The organism is Bacillus swezeyi, from assembly GCF_001969815.1.
GTDB classification, from domain to species: domain Bacteria; phylum Bacillota; class Bacilli; order Bacillales; family Bacillaceae; genus Bacillus; species Bacillus swezeyi.
The window spans coordinates 60535-83949 of sequence record NZ_MRBK01000010.1 but is presented as its reverse complement, the minus strand read 5'-3'; the positions used below and the strand labels follow the sequence as shown (position 1 = coordinate 83949).

Sequence of the window (23415 nt, the reverse complement as noted above, 5' to 3'; positions counted from 1 at the left end):
ACCTCTTGAAAACTGTTATCAGTTTTCAAGAGGTTTTATCAATTTCTATCAATTAATAAGAAGACACAGAAGCATCTGCAGAACCATCCGTCCCATCGGCGGTTGTGTCTGAGCTGTCGGACGACGAATCGCTTGAATCAGCGGTTGAATCCGGGTAGAGATGATGGGTCAGTTCGCTTTGAACGTTCGCAAGGTTTTGTTCATCCGGTTCAAAATAGTACACATTGGCAAGCGTAAGGTCTTGTCCAGTAATACTTAATGTTTCAATATCATTGCCTTCAAAGCCGCTGTAAATTTGCTGAAGAGCCAGCGCCTGTGTAATTCTAAAATTCGTTTCAATATTCTTGCTTGCTTTTTGGGCGATCGTATCGATTTTGGCAAGGTTTTGCGGCTGGAAAACTTGGTCGAGCGCCGCTTTTAGAATTTGCTTCTGCCTGTCGTTTCTGCCGAAGTCTCCTCGTTTATCCTGCTTTCTCATTCTGGCGTAGGCCAATGCTTCCTCGCCATTTAAATGCATATTGCCTTTTTTGAAGTAGATTCGCTTCGTTTTGGAAACATCGCTTTTTTCATCAAAGTCAAACGGCACATCAACATCGATTCCACCGATTTCGTCGATCACGTCTTTGAAACCGTCAAAATCGACCGTTGCATAATAGTCGATCGGGATGCCTAAGAAATCCTCAACCGTTTCAATTGTTTCTTCTTTGCCGCCTTTGGCATAGGCCGCATTGATTTTTGTTTTTGTACCGGTTGTGTCACCGGACAGGTGAACTCTTGTATCCCTTGGAATACTGAGCATTTTCATCGTTTTTTGCTTCGGATCAAGCGTGACGACAATCAGGGAATCCGCTCGTCCGTGCTCCCCGTTCGTCGAATAATCCTCCACTCCCATAAAAAGAATAGAAAAAGGCTTTTTCTTAATATCGACGACTTCATCGCGGAGCTTTGATTTTTCTCCCCGTTCCAGCTCTTCATAAGTGCCGTCAGCAGCAGAGATCGTGTTGAAAATCTTATATACGCCCACTCCGCCAACCACGAGAAGTGCGAGCAGCATAAGGACAATCAATCGTTTGACCAGCTTCTTTTTTTTACTCTTCTTTTTCCGCACTCTCACTTTTATACGCTCAGCCATATGATAATTCTCCTTTAATTATTAAAAGCTTCTTCCAAATAGACCTGAATGCCTTCCCTATTCTCACTCTTGCCATTAGTTAATTCGGTTATCCACTCAGTAAATACTTGTTTTTCATTTTCTTTTACATAAGTTTCGAATTCAACTTCGTCGGCATAGTGTACTTCTTTTATTTGATAAGGGGACTCCCGTAGCTCGTTTTCCAGCTTCCCGATCCATGTGTAGCTGACCGTGGTGTGCATCACCCGCATCAGTTTGCGTTCGACGATTCCGACATTGTTCAGGCCTTCTGATACAGATTTTCCGTAAGCACGTATCAAACCTCCGGCGCCGAGTTTAATTCCGCCGAAGTATCGCGTAACAACAGCGCATGTATCCTTCAAATTGCGTTTTTTTAATACTTCAAGCATCGGAACTCCCGCTGTTCCGCTCGGTTCACCGTCATCGTTTGCTTTTTGAATTTGATCGTTTTCTCCTATGACGTAAGCTGAACAATTATGAGTGGCATTCCAATGTTGCTTTTTTATGTCATGAATAAAATTTTGCGCTTCTTCTTCAGTACTGACGCGGCTCAGATGACAAATGAACCGGGATTTTTCAATCACGATTTCATGCGTCCCTTTCCCGGAAACTGTGAGATAGCTTTGCAGCATGCCCGTTTACCTCCTGACAAGCCATGAGGCTGTTCATAAAAAACGAACAGACTTAGAATTTTGACGCGTATTTTGTTATGATGAAATAGATAAGGATGGAAAACCATAAAAAAACCAAAAAAAACAGAATACGCATTCTTTCATTATAATTCGACACGAATTTCAGTTCAATGAAAATTATGATAAAACTACATGACAATGCTGTTACGGAGGGAAAATGGGTGAGTGTTTCCAAAATGGACTCCAAAGTCTTAGATTCAATCATTATGAAGATGTTAAAAACGGTCGACGGGAGCAAGGATGAAGTCTTTCAAATCGGCGAACAATCCCGTCAGCAATATGAAGGCTTGGTAGAAGAGCTGAAGCAGATTAAGCAGCAAGTCAACGAAGTCATCGATCTCGGAGACAGGCTGGAGGTGCATGCCCGGCATGCGCGAAACCGTTTGTCAGAGGTCAGCCGAAACTTTCATAAATTCAGTGAAGAAGAGATTCGCGAAGCTTATGAAAAAGCGCACAAACTGCAAGTGGAACTGACGATGATTCAGCAGCGGGAAAAACAGCTGAGAGAAAAGCGGGATGATTTAGAGCGGCGCCTTTTAGGCCTTCAGGAAATCATTGAGCGTTCCGAAGGGCTTGTCAGCCAGATTACCGTCGTCTTAAACTATTTAAATCAAGATCTTCGTCAGGTAGGCGTTCTCTTGGAAGATGCGCAGGCCAAACAGGATTTCGGTTTGCGGATTATTGAAGCGCAGGAGGAAGAAAGAAAAAGAGTCTCGCGCGAAATACACGACGGGCCTGCGCAAATGCTGGCCAATGTCATGATGAGGTCGGAATTGATTGAGCGCATCTTCAGGGACAAAGGGACAGAAGAAGGATTTCAGGAAATCAGAAACCTCCGCCAAAACGTTCGCAATGCCCTCTATGAAGTCAGACGGATTATTTATGATTTAAGGCCGATGGCATTGGATGATTTAGGACTGATTCCGACGCTCAGAAAATATCTGAATACGATCGAAGATTATCATGGGAAAGCTAAAATTCATTTCCAATGCATCGGTGAATCTGAAGAAAGACGAATAGCGCCGAGATTTGAGGTCGCTCTTTTCCGGCTTGCCCAAGAAGCGGTCACAAATGCTCTGAAACATTCCGAATCAGATGAGATTCATGTTAAAGTAGAAGTGACAAAAGATTTTGTTACATTGATCATCAAAGACAATGGAACCGGTTTTGATTTAAAAGAAGTGAAAGGGAAGAAAAACAAATCTTTTGGTCTGTTGGGTATGAAAGAGAGAGTCGATTTGCTCGAAGGTTCAATGACAATAGATTCGAAAATAGGTCTCGGGACATTTATTTTGATCAAAGTTCCGCTTTCTTTGTGAACATAACTGTAAAATAGAGACAAAAGACATATTGACCATAAAAGCGGTGTATAGAACAATGATAATGGGGAGGCGTAGCTTGTGACTAAAGTAAATATTGTAATTATTGACGATCATCAGTTATTCCGTGAAGGTGTAAAACGGATTTTGGACTTCGAACCTACCTTTGAGGTAGTAGCTGAAGGAGACGACGGTGATGAAGCGGCTCGCATTGTCGAGCACTATCATCCTGATGTTGTGATCATGGATATTAATATGCCGAATGTAAACGGAGTAGAAGCGACAAAACAGCTGGTCGATCTGTACCCGGAATCAAAGGTTATTATTTTATCCATTCATGACGACGAAAACTATGTAACACATGCATTAAAAACAGGTGCCCGCGGTTATCTGCTGAAAGAAATGGACGCTGATACACTGATTGAAGCTGTAAAAGTAGTGGCTGAAGGCGGATCTTACCTTCATCCTAAGGTAACGCATAATCTTGTCAACGAATTTCGCCGTCTGGCAACGAGCGGTGTTTCATCACACGCTCAGCATGAAGTGTATCCGGAAATTCGCAGACCGCTGCACATTCTCACGAGACGGGAATGCGAGGTTTTACAGATGCTTGCAGACGGAAAGAGCAATCGCGGCATCGGCGAATCATTATTTATCAGTGAAAAAACGGTTAAAAACCATGTCAGCAACATCTTGCAAAAAATGAATGTGAACGACAGAACTCAAGCGGTCGTTGTGGCCATTAAAAATGGCTGGGTAGAAATGAGATAGTAGTGGACTTGCCATCAGGCAGGTCTTTTCTTTTTTTGAAAATCAAACTTTTTAATGAAAAGCGGCTGCTTTTCTTTTAAAATAGAAAAGAGTATCTTTCATAAGGAAGGTTTATTTCATGAAAACAGCAGTAGTAACAGACAGTACAGCTTATATACCAAAAGAACTGCGGGACCGCTACCATATTCATATGATACCGCTTAACGTTATTTTTGGAGAGGCTTCGTACAAGGAAGAGATTGATATGAGCTGGAAGGACTATTACAAAGAAGTAAAAGCTCATGAAAGTCTCCCGACGACTTCTCAGCCGGCGTACGGCGAATTGATCTCACTATATGAAAAGCTGGGTGAAACATATGACGCGGTCATCAGCATCCATCTATCAAGCGGGATCAGCGGAACGTTTAACAGCGCCGTATCAGCAGATGGCATGCTTGATGAAATCAAAGTATATCCGTTTGATTCAGAAATCAGCTGCATGGCCCAGGGCTTCTACGCGATCGAAGCGGCTGAGATGGCGGAAAAAGGCACAGCCCCTGAAGAGATCCTCAGCCATTTGGAGCATATGAAAACTTCAATGAGGGCTTATTTTATGGTTGACGACCTCTCGCACCTGCAAAGAGGAGGACGGCTGAGCGGCGCCCAGGCTTTTGTCGGAAGCCTTTTAAAAGTAAAACCGATTTTGCATTTTGAGAACAAGCTGATCGTTCCCTTTGAAAAAATCCGAACGAGAAAAAAAGCGTTAAACCGCCTGTATGAGCTTTTTGGCGAGGATGCAGAAAAAGGCAAACCGCTGAGAGCCGTTGTGATTCACGCCAATCGCGATGAAGAAGCCGATCAGATCATAGAAGAACTGTCAAAGCAATATCCTCATGTCGAATTTTACAAAAGCTATTTCGGTCCTGTGATCGGGACCCACCTTGGTGAAGGGGCGATGGGCATCGCCTGGTATATCGTATAAAAGCCAGTCTCCGTTTTAAAAACGGGGATTTTTTCTTTTTCGATCGTTTTAAAGAGGTTATTTTTCGATTTTGCCAATTTTACAAGAAAACGTGGATGATAGATACTGAATCATAGATTGGAGGTGATCCCAAATCGAACACCCGGCATCCTCTTATTCCCGCGAATTGCAATCCCGTTTGGAGGTGCGCCATCTTCTGAAAAGTGAGCTGCCTTTTCCTGAACGTGTTATTGATTGGCATATCCAAAACGATCTGATAAAAGCCGAGGAATCGATCAAAAAGACGAAAAGAGGCTTTATTTGCTTGAGGTGCGGTCAGCGCGAACGATCATTTTTCGCCCGATATCCTTGTTATAGGTGCAATAAAAATTGCGTGTACTGCCGATCTTGCGTGATGATGGGCAGGGTGAGCGAATGTACGCCTCTTTTGACTTGGAATGGGAATGGCCGGCATGGATGTGCGCCCGTTCAAATGGAATGGAAAGGTGAGCTGTCGGCTGGTCAGGAAAAAGCGGCCAGGTCTATTGTAGAAGCCATACGCAAAAAAGAGGAGCTTTTGATCTGGGCAGTTTGCGGTTCAGGCAAAACAGAGCTTCTGTTTCAAGGGATCGAATTCGCTCTGAACAAAGGCTTGAGAGTATGTATCGCCACTCCGAGAACAGATGTGGTTCTCGAACTTGCTCCGAGGTTTCATCAAGCTTTTCAAAGTGTGCGAATTGCTGCTTTGTACGGGGGGAGTACAGACAATGGAACCCTTTCGCCACTTGTCATTTCAACCACTCATCAGCTGCTCCGGTATAAAGAAGCATTTGACGTGATCATCATTGATGAAGTCGACGCTTTTCCATACGCTATTGATCAAACACTGCAATACGCCGTGAAAAAATCGCGGAAACCGCAGAGCACCCGTATCTACTTAACAGCCACCCCGTCAGAACAAATGAAGCGGAACGCAGAAAACGGAAGGCTGCGGACCATTCAGATTCCTGCCAGATACCATCGGAGGCCATTGCCTGAGCCGGCATTTAAATGGTGCGGAAACTGGAAGCGGTATCTCAGCAGAGAAATACTGCCATTCCCCGTTAAGAGATGGCTTTTCAAACATAAAGAACTGCAGCAGCCGGTTTTTTTATTTGTGCCCTCAATTCCAGCGCTTAAATCGGCTGTCAGCCTGCTGAAAAAAGGTCAATTTCAGGCCGAAGGCGTTCATGCTGATGACCCTGACAGAAATGAAAAAGTGAACTCGTTTAGAGAAGAAAAGCTTGATGTTTTAGTGGCGACAACCATTTTGGAAAGAGGGGTCACGGTTAAAAAAGCTCAGGTAGGCGTACTGGGTGCGGAGTCAGCGGTCTTCACCGAGAGCGCGCTTGTCCAAATGGCCGGCAGAGCGGGCAGACACCCGCAATTTACAGAAGGAGACGTCTGTTTTTTTCACTTCGGCAAAACCGCAAGCATGAATGCGGCCCGACGCCATATTCGAAATATGAATAAATTGGCTAAAAAGGAAAAATTGATTGACTAGTCTAATAATCATGGTACAGTATACTCATAATATGAAAAATTGAGGAGCGGTGCCGAAATGCTAGTCAATGCGAAAGAAGCTGTTATGGAAGAATTATTTGATCAGTATATTGATCAGCTGCACATGAGCTGCATGTGCAAAAGGTGCAAAGAAGATGTGCTCGCACTTGCTTTAAATGCAGTTAAACCGCAATATGTTACAGATGAGTCGAAGCTGACTTACATTAAAGCAGAGCTTGTAGACAAACAAAAAAATACATCCATGCTTGTCACCCTGGCTGAAGCCGCCAGAAAGGTGAATGATAACCCGCATTGCGAAAACAAATAGAAAGGAAGAGCATAACCTGAATTGTTTAATCTGTGAAGCGCCTCTTTCACATTCTCTTTCATGGCATGCCTTGTTCTTTTTGCATGCGGAAGAAAAAATATGCGGAGAATGTAAAGAGAGCTTTATCGAGATCAAAGGAACTGTATGCCGTAAATGCGGCAGGCCGCAAGACAATGAAAAGCTGTGCAGGGACTGTTTCAAATGGGAAGCTGATGCGAAAACGGGCTCGCTTCTTCAGCAAAACCGCTCCGTATACCTTTACAACTCTTTTATGAAAGAAACGCTCTCCCGGTTTAAGTTCAGAGGCGATGCCGCACTTGTCTCCGCTTTTGCTCCCTCATTTATCCGCACCTTCCAAAAACACTTCCGCCAAACCCGCTTCGCTTTAGTACCGATTCCCCTAAGCGAAGAACGCAAAATCGAAAGAGGCTTCAATCAGGCAGAGCGGCTTGCTTCATTATTAAAAAGGCCTGTTCTTCACCCGTTGATCAGAACGGAAAATGAAAAACAATCCAAAAAAAGCAGAGCAGAACGTTTGAAGGAGAAAACGGTCTTTAAAACAGACAAAGGATCTGTGAAAGGCCTGAGCGTCTTACTGATTGATGACTTGTATACAACAGGCGCGACACTCCACCATGCAGCGAGGTGTCTGAAGGTTGACGGAGAAGCAGATTTGGTATCATCTTACACATTAATTAGAAGCTAAATCATTTCTTTTCCCTGCCGATATAAAAAATAGAATTTAAGGATAGGGGTCAAAGTTTATGAATCAATTGGCGAATTGTCCAAGATGTAATGCATTGTTTATGAAAAGCAGTTTTCAAACCGTTTGCCATTCATGCCTCAAAGAAGAAGAACGTTCATTTGAAAAGGTTTATAAATTTCTTAAGAAACAGGAAAACCGCCAGTCTACAATGATACAAATTGTAGAAAAAACTGAAGTTGAGGAAGAGCTGATTCTGAAATTTATCAGACAGAAACGAATCCAGATCTCTAATTTTCCGAATCTCGGCTATCCTTGTGAAAGATGCGGCACCCTCATTCGGGAAGGCCGGTATTGCAAGTCGTGTGATGAGGATTTGGCATCGCAGATGAGTCAATTAGACCAATTGGAGCAGCTTGAAAAAGAGAGAAAGAATAGTTCAAAAGGCACGTACTACACCTTTCAGCCTAAAAATGATTGATTTCCTAAACTAACTTGAAGCTCAGACGATAAAATGAGTATGATCATAGATAACTATGACGGAAAGTGAGAGGAATCCCATGAAGATCAATCAATATGGAACACAATCTGTTCATCCTTATCATAAATCCTTTGAAAAACAAACGGTCACTTCACAGGCAGCAGCCCAGCAGGAAGATAAAGTTGAAATTTCTGCAAAGGCGAAAGAGCTGCAAAAAGGCCCTGATTTAATGAAGGAGCGCCAGGAAAAAATTGCTCAGCTTAAAGCAGCCGTAGAAAACGGTGCATACCAAATAGACGGAAAAGGCATAGCTGAAAAAATGGTCAATTTTTATAAGCAGCAGTAAGGAAGGAGGAAGACATTTCAGTGAAACGGGTGATTGAAGAGCTGGAGCGCTTATGCGTCCTGCATGAGCATCTGCTGGCGCTTTCCGAACAAAAAACGGAGGCGCTGAAGACAAATGAAATAAAGGCACTTTCAGAAATCGTGACGAAAGAACAAAAGTATGTGCAGGCGATTGAACAAACGGAGCAGTCCCGCATTGAAGCAACCGAGGCTTGCCTCGGCCGTTCAGGTGTCACCATCAGCACATGTATCAGCGAGGCTGGGGGCAGTGAAAAAAAGACGCTCGAGCAGCTGTTCGCTAAGCTCTCGCAGCTTCTCATCCGTTTAAAAGACGTGAACGACTTGAATAAGCAGCTGACGTTTCAGTCGCTTCAATTCATCTCGCTCACATTTGATATGCTTCTTCCGAAAGAAGGCGGTACGAACTATGAAAAAGAGCCGCGGCCGAACCAATTGGGAGGATCAAAACGGCTTTCTTTATTCGACTCAAAAGCATAGAACGGAGTGAAAAAGATGACAAATCCAACTTTTTTAGGGCTGGAAATCGCCAAAAGAGGATTGTCCGCACAGCAATCAGCTTTAAGCGTCACGTCAAACAACATCTCAAACGCCAACACGGAAGGCTATACAAGGCAGCGTGTCACATTTGAATCGACAACGCCTTATCCGACGGTATCAAGAAATTCTATCGGACTTGCGGGACAGATGGGGACAGGCGTCGAGGTCGGATCTGTTGAGCGAATCAGGGACAGCTTTCTCGACTATCAATACCGGACGCAGAACACAAAGGGCGGTTATTATAATGCGAAAGTCGATGCTTTTCATCAAATGGAAGGTATTATGAATGAGCTGAATGGCAGCGGCTTGAACAGTGTTCTCAACTCATTTTGGAATTCGATTCAGGAATTAACGAATAATGCACATGAACCAAGCGCGCGGTCGGTTGTCGCCCAAAAAGGAAAGGCGGTCGCCGAGACATTTAATCAATTGCATGAATCATTGACAACCGTCCAGACCAATTTGGGGGATCAGATTGAACAGGACGTCATGTCGATTAATTCTGTGCTTTCACAGCTGAACAGTGTGAACGACCAAATTGCTAAGGTCGAGCCGAACGGCTATTTGCCGAATGATTTGTATGATAAGCGGGATATGCTGCTTGATCAGCTGTCTTCAATGGTCAATATTAAAGTCAGCTACGATAAATCAGGCGGCAATTCGCTGGCGACGGCTCAAGGAATTGCTTCCGTCGAAATTCTTGACAGCAATGGCCAGTCACTCGGCAAGATTCTTGACGGACCAAATTTCTCAACTGCGGATGTGAAAGTCAACTACGACAATGACACTGATCTTGTGACAAGCGTTTCAATCGGCGGCACGGACATCGGCATAGATTCATTTACCAGCAAAGGTTCTTTGCTGGGATTAATCGAGTCTTACGGCTACATGTCTAATGGCGAAGAGAAGGGTACATATCCTGAAATGCTTGCCAACCTTGACGAAATGGCCCTCGCTTTCGCCAAAGAATTCAACGCAGTCCATCAAAATGGTTTTACCTATTCCGGCGATCCGGGAGGGGAGTTCTTTGAGTTTATCGGCGGAGAGGCTGAGCCTGCCAAAGGAGCCGCCGCAAAAATCAAAGTGGCCGACGATATCATGGAATCGAAAGGGGAAAATATCGCCGCATCGCTGAACGGTGAGACGAGTGACAACTCAAATGCGACAAACCTGGCGGCGGTCTTTACGAAAAAGTTTCAAATCGGTGAAAAAACAACGTCTGTTTTAGACTATTATGCGGGCATCATCGGGGAAATGGGCGTGCAGTCACAGGAAGTAAACCGGCTGGCCAAAAATACAGAAACACTTCTCAATACAGCTGAATTGAACCGGCAGTCGGTGAGCGCGGTTTCGCTGGATGAAGAAATGTCGAACATGATTCAATTCCAGCACGCTTATAATGCAGCGGCGCGAATGATCACACTGCAGGACGAAATCCTTGATAAGATTATTAACGGCATGGGAGTCGTAGGAAGGTAGGTAATGAGCGATGCGGGTAACCCAAGGCATGATCGCAAAAAATTCTTTGCGATACATCAATTCCAGCTACGGAAAGCTGGATAATCTTCAATCACAGATTTCATCGGGAAAAAAGATCACAAAGGCGTCAGACGATCCGGTTGTCGCGATGAAAAGTCTGAAATACAATACGCAATTGTCACAGGTGAAGCAATATCAAAGCAATACCTCGCAAGCTTTTACATGGCTTGAAAACACGGAAACAAATATTACTGAAGGCATTGATGTCATGGCGAAAGTCAGGGAACTGACCGTTAAGGCCCAAAATGATACAAACGGCGAAGAAGAGCTGGAGGCGATCGGCGTTGAAATCGGCCAATTAAAAGATCAGCTGATTCAAATTGCCAATGCGCAGGTCAATGGACGCTACCTCTTCAATGGAACGAACTCAGATGTCACTCCGATCGTGAAAAATGCGGACGGCTCTTATACGTATAATTTTGAAAACTATACAAGTGCTTCTGACGTAAACATTAATGTTTCTCCTAATGCATCATTAAAGGTGAACGCCAATCCGATTTCAGCTTTCGGCGGACAATCAGACAGCGGGCAAAATGTCTTTGAAATGCTCAATTCCCTTGAATCTGCTTTGAACTCGGGTTCACTGGACGGCATGGACGATCTTTTAGCAGATATTGACCAATTCACTGAACAGATGAGTGCAGAGCGGTCTGATATAGGCGCGCGGTACAACCGGCTTGAATTAATCAATACAAGGTTAAGTGCGCAGGAAGAGACTTCCACAAAAGTGTTGTCAGATAACGAAGATGTTGAGCTTGAGAAAGTCATTACAGATTTTATTACCCAGCAAAGCGTTCACAGAGCAGCGCTTTCCGTAAACGCGAAAATTGTTCAGCCGACATTAATTGACTTTTTAAGATAAAAGCGACTCTATTGGAGTTGCTTTTTTTCAACAGAAGGAGGTACATAGCATGCAGATGCCGAGGTTGATCATGCAAAACATCCCTGGCCGCATCGGTTTAACAACGACGCCCCCGGACTTGAAAATGGAACAGCCGCATGCCGATTTGAATATTGAGCAGCCGCCAGCCGAACTGGAGATCACAACCGCACCTTCAAAGCTTACGATTGACCAGACGAAAGCTTGGGAAGACTTAGACAGGAAACACGTTTTCAAAAGAATTGAAGAAGCTGCCCAGCAAGGCTATCAGGATTGGCTTGACGGGGTGGCGAGAACGGCAGAAGAAGGGGACGAAATGATGCGGATTGAAATCCAGGGCGATCCGATCGCAGACCAGGCGAGGCGAAACAGCGAGCCTGAGCCGATTCAAATCGGTGTTCATTTTACTCCGTCTTTTGATCGAGTGAAAATCGCATATGAACCAGCTAAAGTGAATATTGAAGTGACACCTCATAAACCTGTTATTGATGTAAAGCCGAATAAACCGATTGTTGAATATACGCCGGGCAGTGTGAAGGTTGACATGCTTCAATATCCAGAGGTAAAAATAGATGTGGAATATCCAACACAAAAGTAAAACAGCAAAGGATCGTGAACAATGATCATTAAAACGAAATATCATGGTGAAACGCAAATTCAAGAAGAGCAGATGATTGTTTTTGAAAACGGTCTGCCCGGTTTTACAGATGAGAAGAAGTTTGTCATCCTGCCGCTGTCGGAAGATTCTCCGTTTATAGTTCTTCAGTCGGTGCAAACGGAAGAGCTCGCCTTTATTGTTGCAAGTCCGTTCATCTTCTTCAAAGATTACGGCTTTGATCTCGATGAAACGACAGTTGAGCTTCTGGAAATTGAATCCGCAGAAGACGTTGAAGTGATGGCAATTTTAACGATAGAAGAGCCATTTGAGAAATCAACGGCTAATTTGATTGCGCCGATCGTTGTGAACCGCAAAAAAATGCTGGCCAAACAAGTCACTTTGCATGACTCTCCTTATCAAACGAAGCATCCGATAGGAGGGGGAGCATGCTAGTCTTAACCCGCAAACTCAATGAAGCGATTCAAATCGGAGACGACATCGAGGTGAAAATCATTGCCGTTGACGGAGACCAAGTGAAAATCGGCATTGAGGCACCAAAGCATATCGATATTCACCGCAAGGAAATCTATTTGTCGATTCAGGAAGAAAACAATCGGGCCGCTTCCATTTCAAGTGAGCTGCTGGCGAAACTATCCTCACAAAAAAAGTGAGGATTTTTTTATGTTTTCTCTAAACAATTTGAAGGCCATTCCGATATTAAGTATGTAGCAGGAAGGACAGCCTGAATGCTTCAAAAAATGCACATGGACGTGCAATCAAACACATTTCAAGGAGGAAACACACAATGAGAATCAACCACAACATTGCGGCGCTTAACACGCTGAACCGTTTGTCTGCAAACAACACTTCAAGCCAAAAGAACATGGAGAAACTTTCTTCTGGTCTTCGTATCAACCGTGCTGGAGATGACGCTTCTGGTCTGGCAATCTCTGAAAAAATGAGAGGACAAATCCGCGGTTTAGAGATGGCTTCTAAAAACGCTCAAGACGGTATCTCTCTTATTCAAACGGCTGAGGGTGCATTAACTGAAACTCATGCGATCCTTCAACGTATGCGTGAACTAGTTGTTCAAGCTGGAAACACAGGAACGCAACAAGGAGAAGACCTTACAGCTATCCAAGATGAAATTTCTTCACTTATTGAAGAAATCGGTGGCGGAGCCAACGCAAACGGTATTTCCGATCGTACAGAATTTAACGGTAAAAAACTGTTAAATGGTGACTTTGCTTCTGGTACTGCTGACCTTACATTCCAAATTGGAGCGAACGTTACACAACAAATGAGAGTCAACATCGACAGCATGGACGCTACTGCTCTTGGAGTTAACGCTCTTGATGTTTCTACATTTGACGGAACTGCAGCAACATTCGATCCTGCATTACAGTCCGTTAACGACGCTATTAAAAAAGTATCAGACCAACGTTCGAAGCTTGGTGCGGTACAAAACCGTCTAGAGCACACAATCAACAACCTTGGGGCTTCTGGTGAGAACTTAACAGCTGCTGAGTCTCGTATCCGTGACGTTGACATGGCGAAAGAAATGAGTGAGTTCACGAAGAACAACATCCTTTCTCAAGCTTCTCAAGCGATGCTTGCTCAAGCGAACCAACAGCCGCAAAACGTGCTTCAATTGCTTCGTTAATTGCTTAAAAAGACCTTGGCTTTTGCTAAGGTCTTTTTTATTGTATTTAAATAAATTTTCTGTCTAAGTTAACCTTTTTGGGGTGGGAATTTGTTAGAACGAACAGCATATGTATGAAAGAAGGGTAATATCTGAGTTAGGCGTACAATATTTGATATATATAAAGAGACACTCAATCGGTTATCCTTTGAGTGCCCAAATATAAGATGTCTATCAATTAGAAAATTCACTGATAATAAGAGTTCTAGTACCACTGAGTGCAGAGTTCTTTCCTTTTATGTAATAGCGGTTATCCGGATGGGTATAAACCGTTTGAATTTCTTGCTGTAGCGAGTAATCTACGCTTGAAGAGGCAACTATTTTGGTTCTTCCTTCTGGGGTTATTTCGTAAAGAGAACAAGTGCCGCTGCCTAAGCGTGTTGCATAATAAAATTTGCAGCGGAAATCGCCTTCTCCAACGCCTCGAAAAATATCAGCGCTTTGACGAACTTCACCTGGGTATACCGCTACTCGTGCTAAAACGGCTGCCTTTGAAGAAGAGTAAAAACTAAATGACAATAGAAAGGCCATTGCCAATGAGACAAAGATTTTTTTCATCGTTAATCCCCTTTCTTAATTTAATATCGTCTTAATTATAACATCTCACTGATGTGAATTTTTGAATAAATAACGAAAAACGGTATATGGAATTAACTAATAAAATAGTGTGTTTTTTTTATATTAGTTCTAATGTAAAATGCTACTGTAATACTGCAAATGATCTTTGTTTTGAAAACTTTTAAAAATAATGTAATACAACAACCCTTATTCTTGGATAGATTATTTTTTTCCATAAATATATTTAATGTCATTCCCCCTTAGCCGATATAAATTTTAGATCATAGCATAGGGGATGTTAAAAATTGTCGATCGGAAGATTGTCATCTTTAGAACCTATTATTGATGCTTACAGGACGCAGATGATGAATAGGCAGCATGAAGGCTCAGAACATGTGCAGGAGGTTCAGGCGGCTGAATTTTCATTTGCAGAGCTTGAAAAAACGGTGCAAGGGGCCAACAAACTATTGGAGCCTTCACAAGTCCATCTCCAGTTTGAGCTTCATGAAAAACTGGGTGAATATTATGTGCAAGTAGTAGATAATCAGACAGAGGAAGTCATCCGCGAGATCCCGCCTAAGGAGTGGCTCGATTTTTATGCGGCGATGGCAGAGTTTATGGGATTAATTGTCGATAAAACAACGTAGAACAGGAGTGTTTCATGATATGGTAATGAGAATATCTGGTTTAGCTTCAGGAATGGATATTGACGACATTGTCAGCAAATTAATGAAAACAGAGCGTGTGCCGCTTGATAAGCTGACGCAAAAGAAACAGCTTTTGGAATGGCAGCGCGACAGCTATCGTGAAATCAATACGAAAATCAAAGAGATGCAGGAATCAATCAATCTTATGCTTCGGCCGAGTACATACGGCGCGAAAAAGGTAGTAAGCGCTGATGAATCCGCAGTGACAGCGACAGCGACGACAAGCTCTGCTTCAAGCACAATCCAAGTCAACAGATTGGCAACCGCAGCTACCTATAAATCTTCTGATATTTCAGGATATACAGGGAGCGATCAAACATTAACCTTTCAAGTGACAGCTCCTGGAGAGACAACTGCGAAAAAGGTTGAAATCAGTGTCAGCAGTACAGATACTCTGGATGACATCGTTTCTAAAATCAATAAATCGGGTTTAGGCGTATCAGCTATAAAAGATAAGATCTACAATGGGACTGAATATGTGGAAACCATCGCTTTAACATCAAAAACCACTGGAGCGGGCGGCAGTATTCAGGCTGATGATGCTGCGACAGCAAGCTTTATGACAGACCAGCTCGGATTTGCGCTTGATGCCGACAACAAATTAACGGCCAGCCAAGAGGGACAAAATGCGGAAGTTGTCATCAACGGACTGCAGATGGAGAAGACAACGAACAACTTTACTGTTAATAATGTGACATATCAGCTGAAAAACACGACAACAAGCCCTGTTTCAATTGACGTATCCACTGATGTTGACGGGATTTACGAGAAGATCAAAGATTTTGTCACACAGTACAATGAACTGATCGATATGGTCAACGGAAAGTTGGTTGAGAAGAAATATCGGGACTACACACCGCTGTCAGACGAACAAAAAGAAGATATGACAGAAAAGCAGATTGAGCTTTGGGAAGAAAAAGCGAAAAGCGGACTGCTCCGAAACGACACGATTTTAAGCGGTGCCACCAACCAAATGCGGACAGATTTCTATTCCAACGTGTCTGTAAATGGAGAATCGCTGCAGCTTACCCAGTTTGGAATTTCGACTTCAAGCGCATACAATAAGCGCGGTCATTTAGAAATAAACGAAGAAAAGCTGAAAGCGAAAATTAAAGAAGATCCTGACAGTGTTGCAAATCTCTTTTTAGCGGGAACAAGCAGCACTGAAAATTATAATGAAAAAGGGATCATGAGACGGCTCCAGTCTGTTTTAACCGATACGAAAAAGCAGATTGAAGACAAAGCCGGAAATACTACTATGGCAAACAATCAATTCTCTATCGGGAAAAATTTGAATACTGTTGAATCTGATATTTTGTCAATGAATGACCGTCTGACACAAGTTGAAAATCGCTACTATACGAAATTCACGGCGATGGAAAAAGCGATTCAAAAAGCGAACGAACAATCGGCATACTTATTACAAATGCTTGGACAATAATTTTGTGGAGGATCAAGAATGGCTTTAAACAATCCGTATGCAGCTTATCAGCAAAATTCAATCAATATGGCAACGCCTGGAGAATTGACGCTTATGCTATATGACGGCTGTCTTAAATTTATGAAACAGGCGAAACAGGCGATTGAGCAAGAGAATATGGAATTGAAAAATACTAACCTTGTCAAAGTCCAAAACATTATTCAGGAACTAAACTTGACCCTCAATCGAAAAGTGGAAATGGCCGGATCAATGGCGGCGATGTACGAGTATATCCACCGCCGTCTGATTGAAGCGAACATCAACAATGACAAAGACATCCTGACTGAAGTCGAAGGGTATGTCAAAGATTTACGCGACGCATGGAAGCAGGCGATTCAAATCGAGCGGCAAGGCCGGCACGGATCAGGCGGGCAGGCGTAATGAGCAGAACAGGGCTGCTGTACAGGGAAACCAAAAATATGCTGGTCCGAGTTAAGGATGCTCCGGAAAGTGATGAGCTGATTCAGGCAATTGAAGATTTTTTTGAGAAACGCGAGGGCTTGATCAAAGAGATCAAGCCGCCTCTTTCTGAAGAGGAAAAGCTTGAGCTGCAGCAGGTGGTTGATATGGAACCGCTGATTATGACCGAATTGAAAAGGCTGCAGCAGGATGTTAAAAAAGAGCTGGTTAAAGCAAAGCAAAAGCGTGCCATGCATCATTCGTATATAAACCCATACCAAAATATGACGATTGACGGTACATATTATGACAAGCGCAAATAGGTGAGACATTTGACAAGCACCGAGGATTATATGCTTTTAACGACTTATTATCAGCTTTTGTTTACGATTGAAGAAGGTTTTTGCTATTTAATAGAGGCGGATCGAGATTTGGCGAAGACAGAAGGAGAGCGCATTTTTAATGACTTGATCTATGCTTTTTTTCAATTGGATTCGTCACACGCTATTCTGCTGTCGATTTTGGAGACAAGCTGTGCAAAATCCTCCATTCGTTTTTTTGACAGAGTCTTCCGGGAATTTGACAGCCTCATTTATTACAATTATCCTTCTCCCGAATTTCAGCATGATTTAATCAACCGTTTTTTGCCGATCTATCGAAAATGGATGAATACGATTCATCAATGCATGAAACCTTATGTCATCCATTAATGGCCTACACCTGACCGATTATTCCTTCAGGTGTAGGCCATTATGTTTAAATAAACGCAGGCGAGGTTTGATCTTCATTAAAAACGTTCTGATTTTATCCGCACATGAATATATTTAGGATTCCATAAAGGGAATTTACATCCGCATCTCATTAATCATTCAGAAAGAGACAAACTTCGGCAAAATTCACGGATTTTTCACAAAATTTTTACGTTTAGGCAGGAATGAAGAAGGGAAATGGAGAAATATATTTACATATCCTTAATATAAAGGAGGCGTTCTTTTGATGGAGTACAACGTCAGAGGAGAAAACATTGAGGTAACAGCAGCGTTAAGAGAACACGTCGAGAAGAAAATTGGAAAGCTGGAGCGTTATTTTGAACATAACGTTGATGCGATTGTCCAGGTCAACTTGAAATACTATAATGATCAGGAATCCAAGGTGGAAGTGACAATTCCAATGACAGACCTCTCTCTCCGTGCGGAAGTTCATCACGAAGATATGTACAATGCAGTCGATCTGGCAGTAAATAAACTGGAACGTCAAATCCGCAAGCATAAAACAAAAGTAAATCGCAAATGTCGTGAACAGGGTTCTCCAAAGTATGTATTTGCGGAAGGGAACGGCATCGGCACAGCCGTGAAGGACGAAATCGATGATGAACAGCCACAGGTTGTCCGTCAAAAGCGGTTTAACTTAAAACCGATGGATAATGAAGAAGCCATTTTACAAATGAATATGCTTGGACACAGCTTCTTTGTATTCACAAACGCCGAAACGAATCTGACCAATGTGGTCTATCGGCGAAACGATGGAAAATACGGTTTGATTGAACCGAATGAATAAAGATGACCACCGCCCCTCGCGGATGTCCCGCAGAGGGGTTTTTTTCCGTTACTCCGCGGTAAATTGTTTGGAAATGACAAAAGGTGTGATATGATAATTGCATATATAAAAATCACTGTTTACTCTTATTTAAACAAGGAAAATTACAGAGGAGCGTTATTTTATGCTTGGAATTTTAAATAAAGTGTTTGATCCGACAAAACGGACGCTCAGCCGTTATGAAAAGAGAGCGAATGAGATTGATGCGCTCAAGTCGGATATGGAAAAGCTTTCTGATGAGGCATTACAGCATAAAACAATCGAGTTTAAAGAACGGCTTGAAAAAGGGGAATCGGTTGATGACCTTTTAACTGAAGCGTTTGCTGCAGTCAGGGAAGCATCCCGGCGTGTAACCGGCATGTTCCCTTTTAAAGTTCAGTTAATGGGGGGGATCGCCCTTCATGAAGGAAATATCGCTGAGATGAAAACGGGGGAAGGTAAAACATTGACTTCCACTATGCCCGTTTATTTAAACGCGCTTTCCGGCAAAGGCGTTCACATTGTGACGGTCAACGAATATTTGGCAAGCCGCGATGCTGAAGAGATGGGGCAAATCTTTCAATTTCTCGGACTGACAGTCGGTCTGAACTTGAACAGCCTGTCAAAAGAAGAGAAGCGCGAAGCCTATGCCGCCGATATTACGTATTCTACGAACAATGAGCTTGGTTTTGACTACTTGCGCGATAATATGGTTCTTTATAAAGAACAGATGGTTCAGCGCCCGCTTCATTTTGCGGTTATCGATGAAGTGGATTCCATCTTAGTTGATGAAGCGAGAACACCGCTCATTATTTCGGGACAAGCAGCAAAATCGACAAAGCTTTACGTTCAGGCCAACGCGTTTGTCCGGACTTTAAAGGTTGAGCAGGATTACACATATGATATTAAAACAAAAGCCGTTCAGCTGACTGAAGAAGGAATGACCAAGGCTGAAAAAGCGTTTGGCATCGAAAACTTATTCGATGTCCGCCATGTCGCCTTAAACCACCATATTGCCCAGGGGCTAAAAGCGCATGCGGCGATGCATAAAGATGTTGACTATGTCGTGGAAGACGGGCAGGTCGTCATCGTTGATTCCTTTACAGGACGTTTGATGAAAGGCCGCCGCTACAGCGATGGACTTCACCAGGCCATTGAAGCGAAGGAAGGGCTGGAAATTCAGAATGAGAGCATGACGCTCGCCACGATCACCTTCCAGAACTATTTCCGGATGTACGAAAAATTGTCCGGTATGACAGGTACGGCAAAAACGGAAGAAGAAGAATTCCGCAACATCTACAACATGCAGGTTGTGACGATTCCGACGAACAAGCCGATTGCCCGTGACGACCGTCCGGATCTGATTTACCGCACAATGGAAGGGAAATTTAAAGCCGTTGCAGAGGATGTCGCCCAGCGCTATATGGTCGGCCAGCCTGTCCTGGTCGGCACAGTCGCGGTCGAGACATCTGAACTCATTTCCAAACTGCTTAAAAATAAAGGGGTTCCGCATCAAGTGTTAAATGCGAAAAACCATGAACGCGAAGCCCAGATCATTGAAGAAGCCGGTCATCAAGGCGCTGTGACAATCGCTACAAATATGGCGGGGCGCGGTACCGACATCAAGCTCGGCGAAGGTGTTAAAGAGCTCGGCGGACTTGCCGTCATCGGGACGGAGCGCCATGAATCACGGCGGATCGACAACCAGCTTCGCGGACGTTCAGGCCGTCAAGGGGACCCTGGTATTACACAATTTTATCTTTCCATGGAAGATGAATTGATGAAGCGGTTCGGAGCCGAGCGGACGATGGCGATGCTTGACCGATTCGGAATGGACGATTCAACGCCGATTCAAAGCAAGATGGTTTCAAGAGCGGTTGAATCCTCACAGAAACGCGTGGAAGGGAACAACTTTGACGCCCGTAAACAGCTTCTGCAATATGACGATGTCCTCCGCCAGCAGCGGGAAGTCATCTATAAGCAGCGCTTTGAGGTCATCGATTCGGATAACCTCCGCTCCATCGTTGAAGATATGATAAAATCTTCGCTCGAACGCGCCGTCGCTTCTTTCACTCCGAAAGAGGATCTGCCTGAAGAGTGGAATCTTGACGGCCTCGTCGAACTGATCAATGCGAATTTCCTTGATGAAGGCGCGCTTGAGAAGAGCGATATTTTTGGAAAAGAGCCTGAGGAAATCACGGAGCTCGTTTTTGACCGGATCAAAACGAAATATGATGAAAAAGAAGAAAGATACGGCGCTGAACAAATGCGCGAATTTGAGAAAGTGATCGTTCTCCGCGAAGTGGATACGAAATGGATGGATCATATTGATGCGATGGATCAGCTTCGTCAAGGGATTCATCTGCGGGCATATGCCCAGACTAACCCGCTCCGCGAATATCAGATGGAAGGCTTTGCAATGTTTGAAAGCATGGTCGCCGCCATCGAAGATGACGTCTCAAAATTCGTCATGAAGGCTGAAATCGAAAACAACCTTGAACGCGAAGAAGTGATTCAAGGACAGACAACAGCACATCAGCCGAAAGAAGGCGATGATGAAAAACAGGCTAAGAAAAAACCGGTCCGCAAAGCGGTCGATATCGGACGCAACGATCCTTGCTACTGCGGAAGCGGAAAAAAATATAAAAACTGCTGCGGAAGAACAGAATAAAAAGAGGTGTGCGCCTCTTTTTATTTTGACAACGGGCTGAATACACGATGAGGTGAAGGAAATGGAATTAGTTGAAATCAGACAGGAACTTGAAAATATGGCTTCTCGATTAGCGGACTTTAGGGGGTCTCTTTGACCTCGAAACAAAAGAAGCGAGAATCAGCGAATTAGAAGAGCAAATGGCCGACCCGGATTTTTGGGGAGACCAGCAAAAAGCGCAGACGATCATCAATGAAGCGAATGCGCTAAAGGATTACGTCAACACATACAATAATTTAAGCGAAGCACATGAAGATCTGCAGATGACTCACGATCTTTTAAAAGAAGACCCGGACCCTGATCTCCAGGCTGAACTGGTGAATGAGCTGAAAAGCTTGACAAAGCGGTTCAACGAATTCGAACTTCAGCTTCTGTTAAGTGAACCATATGATAAAAACAATGCGATATTGGAACTGCATCCGGGAGCCGGCGGCACAGAATCTCAGGATTGGGGCTCCATGCTGCTCAGAATGTATACGAGATGGGCTGAACGCCGCGGTTTTAAAGTGGAAACCCTTGATTATCTTCCCGGTGATGAAGCGGGTATTAAGTCTGTCACACTATTAATTAAAGGCCATAATGCATATGGCTACCTAAAGGCTGAAAAAGGCGTGCACCGGCTTGTCAGAATTTCTCCGTTTGATTCATCGGGCCGCAGGCATACGTCATTTGTTTCTTGCGATGTCATGCCTGAATTCAATGAAGAAATCGATATCGATATCCGCACGGAGGATATCAAAGTTGATACGTACCGGGCCAGCGGAGCCGGCGGCCAGCACGTCAATACAACAGATTCAGCCGTCCGGATCACCCACCTGCCGACAGGAGTCATCGTCACATGCCAAACAGAGCGCTCGCAAATTAAAAACCGTGAACGAGCGATGAAAATGCTCAAATCAAAGCTGTATCAGCGCAGGATTGAAGAGCAGCAGGCACAGCTCGATGAGATTCGCGGCGAGCAGAAAGAAATCGGCTGGGGAAGCCAAATCCGGTCATATGTTTTCCACCCGTATTCTCTTGTCAAGGACCATAGAACCAATACGGAAATGGGGAACGTGCAGGCTGTCATGGACGGAGACATTAATTCTTTCATTGACGCGTACTTGCGTTCCAAGCTTTCTTAAATCATGCAAGCCAGACACATCCGCATCGGGTGTGTCTCAGATTGATGACAAAATCCTAAAACGGTTTATAGTTTTAGGATTTTGTCATCCTTTTTAGCTTCAGCGTGATTGAAAACCCTTGCAGTCTAGGAAGAACGAGCATCGGAGCAGAGCGAATGTTGGAATTCGTGAGCACCGACGCGCAGGCCTGACAACGAATGCGAGGGTTTGTCGACACGCTGAGACACATCCGCATCGGGTGTGTCTTTTTTTACGGCTAAACCTGTCTGCGATTGTCCACCCTAAGTCGTAAGATACCGCCGGCAGAAGCACTTGAGCCTTTGTCCCTCTGCCGCTTTAGCCGATTAACACGTTATCCGGCTGTTATTTACTTACAATTGACGAAGTGCTATACTCGCGATTGTTAAAGATTTGCACGGGGGATGACACACATGACATTTGACAAAAACAGATATCATTTTTTTTCGGTGCTGCGTGATTATGGCTGCATTCTGATAGGAGCGGCAATCGTCGCTGTTACGTTTAATATGTTTTTGCTTCCGAACCGGATAGCAGCGGGCGGAGTCAGCGGAATCAGCACCATTTTGCAGTCGTTCGGCTTTGAAGCGGCATATGTGCAATGGGCTTTTAATATTCCTTTATTTGTTGCGGGGGTGCTCATTCTCGGAGGGAAATTCGGAATGAAGACGCTTGTGGGGTCAGTTTTTCTCCCATTTGTCGTTTATCTGACGCGGGATATCACTCCGGCGACGGCGAATCCGCTGTTGGCCGCCATTTTTGGGGGCGTCGGGATCGGAGCAGGTATCGGAATCGTTTTTCTTGGAAGAGGATCAACGGGCGGGACTGCTCTGGCGGCTCAAATCATCCATAAGTACACAGGGCTTTCTCAAGGCAAGTGCCTGGCGCTGATCGACGGCACGATTGTGCTGGCAGCGATGTTTGTTTTTAATATTGAGCAAGGGCTTTATGCCATGCTTGGCGTTTACATATCAAGCAAAACCATCGATGTGATACAGGTCGGATTCAACCGTTCAAAAATGGCGATGATCATTACAAACCGGGAGGAAGAAGTACGAAAAGCGGTTTTGGTTAAAATCGACAGAGGCATTACAAAAATATCGGCTGTCGGAGGCTATACGGATGATGAACGTCCCATCTTGATGTGCGTTGTCGGCCAAACCGAGTTCACAAAGCTGAAACAACTGGTCAAACATATTGATGAGTCTGCATTTGTGATTGCAATGGACGCTTCTGAAGTGCTCGGTGAGGGTTTTAAACGCGCGTAATCGAGGTTATAATAAGGATTGATTT

General features: G+C 44.0%; 27 protein-coding genes. 24 read left to right on the top strand and 3 right to left on the bottom strand.

All coding sequences use genetic code 11. The annotated features are described in order from the left end of the window. Positions 1-52: 52 nt before the first annotated feature. Entirely contained in the window at positions 53-1132 is a 1080-nt protein-coding gene (locus BTA30_RS10170) for an LCP family protein (RefSeq protein ID WP_076761140.1), read from the bottom strand. A 14-nt stretch (positions 1133-1146) separates the two neighbouring features. Then, on the bottom strand, positions 1147-1785 hold the full coding sequence (locus tag BTA30_RS10165) for a YigZ family protein (RefSeq protein ID WP_076761139.1): 639 nt from the start codon (positions 1783-1785) through the stop codon (positions 1147-1149). A 221-nt stretch (positions 1786-2006) separates the two neighbouring features. Here BTA30_RS10165 and degS point away from each other — a divergent pair, with 221 nt between their 5' ends. The 15 genes from degS to hag all read left to right on the top strand — a co-directional run bounded on the left by degS (position 2007) and on the right by hag (position 13512). Next, positions 2007-3164 carry a two-component sensor histidine kinase DegS gene (gene degS / locus BTA30_RS10160; protein WP_076761138.1) on the top strand — a complete coding sequence of 386 codons (1158 nt, stop codon included), beginning with the start codon at positions 2007-2009 and terminating at the stop codon, positions 3162-3164. 81 nt (positions 3165-3245) lie between these two features. Further along, complete coding sequence (gene degU, locus BTA30_RS10155) at positions 3246-3935, top strand: two-component system response regulator DegU (protein WP_003185730.1); 690 nt, start codon at positions 3246-3248, stop codon at positions 3933-3935. Between the two features lie 118 nt (positions 3936-4053). After that, complete coding sequence (locus tag BTA30_RS10150) at positions 4054-4896, top strand: DegV family protein (protein WP_076761137.1); 843 nt, start codon at positions 4054-4056, stop codon at positions 4894-4896. Positions 4897-5029: 133 nt separating this feature from the next. Beyond that, positions 5030-6418 carry an ATP-dependent helicase ComFA gene (locus BTA30_RS10145; protein WP_076761136.1) on the top strand — a complete coding sequence of 463 codons (1389 nt, stop codon included), beginning with the start codon at positions 5030-5032 and terminating at the stop codon, positions 6416-6418. A 57-nt stretch (positions 6419-6475) separates the two neighbouring features. After that, entirely contained in the window at positions 6476-6745 is a 270-nt protein-coding gene (gene comFB, locus BTA30_RS10140) for a late competence protein ComFB (RefSeq protein WP_076761135.1), read from the top strand. Continuing rightward, positions 6717-7451, top strand: coding sequence for a ComF family protein (locus tag BTA30_RS10135; RefSeq protein ID WP_076761134.1), 735 nt, complete (start codon positions 6717-6719; stop codon positions 7449-7451). Before comFB ends, BTA30_RS10135 begins: the two co-directional genes overlap by 29 nt. 58 nt (positions 7452-7509) lie before the next feature. Then, positions 7510-7929 carry a TIGR03826 family flagellar region protein gene (locus BTA30_RS10130; protein WP_076761133.1) on the top strand — a complete coding sequence of 140 codons (420 nt, stop codon included), beginning with the start codon at positions 7510-7512 and terminating at the stop codon, positions 7927-7929. A 79-nt stretch (positions 7930-8008) separates the two neighbouring features. After that, positions 8009-8275 carry a flagellar biosynthesis anti-sigma factor FlgM gene (flgM, locus tag BTA30_RS10125; RefSeq protein WP_076761132.1) on the top strand — a complete coding sequence of 89 codons (267 nt, stop codon included), beginning with the start codon at positions 8009-8011 and terminating at the stop codon, positions 8273-8275. A gap of 14 nt (positions 8276-8289) precedes the next feature. Further along, entirely contained in the window at positions 8290-8772 is a 483-nt protein-coding gene (locus tag BTA30_RS10120; protein WP_076761131.1) for a flagellar protein FlgN, read from the top strand. Positions 8773-8787: 15 nt separating this feature from the next. Continuing rightward, entirely contained in the window at positions 8788-10311 is a 1524-nt protein-coding gene (gene flgK / locus BTA30_RS10115; RefSeq protein ID WP_076761130.1) for a flagellar hook-associated protein FlgK, read from the top strand. Between the two features lie 10 nt (positions 10312-10321). Further along, a complete protein-coding gene (gene flgL / locus BTA30_RS10110) occupies positions 10322-11233 on the top strand; it encodes a flagellar hook-associated protein FlgL (RefSeq protein ID WP_076761129.1) in 912 nt (303 codons plus the stop codon). A 49-nt stretch (positions 11234-11282) separates the two neighbouring features. Beyond that, positions 11283-11849 (top strand): DUF6470 family protein, encoded by a 567-nt coding sequence (locus tag BTA30_RS10105; RefSeq protein WP_076761128.1) that lies wholly within the window; start codon positions 11283-11285, stop codon positions 11847-11849. A gap of 21 nt (positions 11850-11870) precedes the next feature. After that, a complete protein-coding gene (gene fliW, locus BTA30_RS10100) occupies positions 11871-12302 on the top strand; it encodes a flagellar assembly protein FliW (protein WP_076761127.1) in 432 nt (143 codons plus the stop codon). Further along, a complete protein-coding gene (gene csrA / locus BTA30_RS10095) occupies positions 12296-12520 on the top strand; it encodes a carbon storage regulator CsrA (protein ID WP_076761126.1) in 225 nt (74 codons plus the stop codon). Before fliW ends, csrA begins: the two co-directional genes overlap by 7 nt. Before the next feature lie 134 nt (positions 12521-12654). Further along, entirely contained in the window at positions 12655-13512 is an 858-nt protein-coding gene (hag, locus tag BTA30_RS10090; RefSeq protein ID WP_076761125.1) for a flagellin Hag, read from the top strand. A 213-nt stretch (positions 13513-13725) separates the two neighbouring features. Here the strand turns inward: hag and BTA30_RS10085 are convergent, their stop codons facing one another. Beyond that, positions 13726-14109: a hypothetical protein gene (locus BTA30_RS10085; RefSeq protein ID WP_076761124.1), complete on the bottom strand. Its 384-nt coding sequence runs from the start codon at positions 14107-14109 to the stop codon at positions 13726-13728. A gap of 305 nt (positions 14110-14414) precedes the next feature. Here BTA30_RS10085 and flaG point away from each other — a divergent pair, with 305 nt between their 5' ends. The 9 genes from flaG (at position 14415) to BTA30_RS10040 (ending at position 23390) form a co-directional block, all read left to right on the top strand. Beyond that, the gene (gene flaG, locus BTA30_RS10080) at positions 14415-14756 is read left to right on the top strand and encodes a flagellar protein FlaG (RefSeq protein ID WP_076761123.1); all 342 of its coding nucleotides are present in this window, start codon (positions 14415-14417) and stop codon (positions 14754-14756) included. A gap of 19 nt (positions 14757-14775) precedes the next feature. Then, the gene (locus BTA30_RS10075; protein WP_076761122.1) at positions 14776-16257 is read left to right on the top strand and encodes a flagellar hook-associated protein 2; all 1482 of its coding nucleotides are present in this window, start codon (positions 14776-14778) and stop codon (positions 16255-16257) included. Between the two features lie 18 nt (positions 16258-16275). Further along, the gene (gene fliS, locus BTA30_RS10070; protein WP_076761121.1) at positions 16276-16677 is read left to right on the top strand and encodes a flagellar export chaperone FliS; all 402 of its coding nucleotides are present in this window, start codon (positions 16276-16278) and stop codon (positions 16675-16677) included. Further along, positions 16677-17018 (top strand): flagellar protein FliT, encoded by a 342-nt coding sequence (fliT, locus tag BTA30_RS10065; protein ID WP_076761120.1) that lies wholly within the window; start codon positions 16677-16679, stop codon positions 17016-17018. Before fliS ends, fliT begins: the two co-directional genes overlap by 1 nt. A 9-nt stretch (positions 17019-17027) precedes the next feature. Further along, the gene (locus tag BTA30_RS10060) at positions 17028-17405 is read left to right on the top strand and encodes a DUF8042 domain-containing protein (protein ID WP_076761119.1); all 378 of its coding nucleotides are present in this window, start codon (positions 17028-17030) and stop codon (positions 17403-17405) included. A 286-nt stretch (positions 17406-17691) separates the two neighbouring features. Continuing rightward, a complete protein-coding gene (hpf, locus tag BTA30_RS10055) occupies positions 17692-18252 on the top strand; it encodes a ribosome hibernation-promoting factor, HPF/YfiA family (protein WP_076761118.1) in 561 nt (186 codons plus the stop codon). A gap of 163 nt (positions 18253-18415) precedes the next feature. After that, positions 18416-20941, top strand: coding sequence for a preprotein translocase subunit SecA (secA, locus tag BTA30_RS10050; protein ID WP_076761117.1), 2526 nt, complete (start codon positions 18416-18418; stop codon positions 20939-20941). A 61-nt stretch (positions 20942-21002) separates the two neighbouring features. Next, positions 21003-22104 (top strand): peptide chain release factor 2 gene (prfB, locus tag BTA30_RS10045; RefSeq protein ID WP_125921342.1). Its coding sequence is split into 2 segments (ribosomal slippage): positions 21003-21074 and positions 21076-22104, totalling 1101 coding nucleotides; the frame shifts between segments, so codons are not numbered across the junction. Positions 22105-22535: 431 nt separating this feature from the next. After that, complete coding sequence (locus BTA30_RS10040; RefSeq protein WP_076761115.1) at positions 22536-23390, top strand: YitT family protein; 855 nt, start codon at positions 22536-22538, stop codon at positions 23388-23390. Positions 23391-23415: the final 25 nt, after the last annotated feature.